Source organism: Streptococcus suis, from assembly GCF_016743335.1.
In the GTDB taxonomy this organism is placed as follows: Bacteria; Bacillota; Bacilli; order Lactobacillales; family Streptococcaceae; genus Streptococcus; species Streptococcus suis_Y.
This window is the reverse complement of the sequence record NZ_WCJE01000097.1, coordinates 1-929: the sequence shown is the minus strand read 5'-3', so window position 1 is coordinate 929 and position 929 is coordinate 1. Positions and strand designations below refer to the sequence as shown.

The window sequence follows — 929 nt, the reverse complement described above, 5'->3', positions numbered from 1 at the left end:
ATCAAAAAAAGCATCGAATTCAAAATCCGATGCTTTTTGTTATTAGAAGTTCAACAAAGCCAAGAAACTTTCTGCTTCAAGTGATGCACCACCAACAAGCGCACCGTCAACGTCTGGACATGCCATGTATTCAGCAACATTTGATGGGTTTACAGAACCACCGTATTGAACGCGAACTTTGTCTGCAACTTCTTGACCAAAGTCAGCAGCAACAACGTCACGGACAGCTTTACACATGTTTTGTGCATCGTCTTTAGTAGCTGATTTACCAGTACCGATTGCCCAGATTGGCTCGTAAGCAATAACAAGTGATGCTACTTGTTCAGCAGTCAAGTCTTTCAAAGCTGCAGAAACTTGTGCACCTACAAATTCTACTGCTTTGCCAGCTTCGTAAGTTTCAAGTGACTCACCACAACAGATGATTGGAGTCAAACCGTTACGGAAGATTGCATGAGCTTTTTTATTAATATCTTCATCAGTTTCGTGGAAGTAATCACGACGCTCTGAGTGACCGATAACAACATAGTTAACACCCATTTCAGCCAATACTTTTGGAGATGTTTCACCAGTGAAGGCACCAGCATCTTCAAAGTAGCAGTTTTGAGCTGCAACTTTCAATTCAGAATCTTTAGCGAACCATAAGAGAGCGTTCAAATCTACAGCTGGAGCTGCGATAGCTGCTTCAATTTTGTCTCCTGCAGGCAATTTTCCTGCAATTGCCTCAACGAAAGCTTGTGCTTCTTGAGGATTTTTGTTCATTTTCCAGTTACCGGCAATGATTGGTTTACGTGACATTTCACTTACCTCTTCTATATTTATTGTACAAGGTACATTATAGCATAAACTTAGCTAAGATTAAAGAATTTCTGTGCATTTTATGAATACTTACAGAAAAACTCTCTACCCGAAAGTAGAGAGTTACAATTAAG

1 protein-coding gene is annotated in these 929 nt (G+C 40.0%); it reads right to left on the bottom strand.

The window, feature by feature from the left end; translation table 11 throughout:
• Positions 1–42 precede the first annotated feature (42 nt).
• On the bottom strand, positions 43–795 hold the full coding sequence (tpiA, locus tag F9856_RS11975; protein WP_004298713.1) for a triose-phosphate isomerase: 753 nt from the start codon (positions 793–795) through the stop codon (positions 43–45).
• Positions 796–929 lie beyond the last annotated feature (134 nt).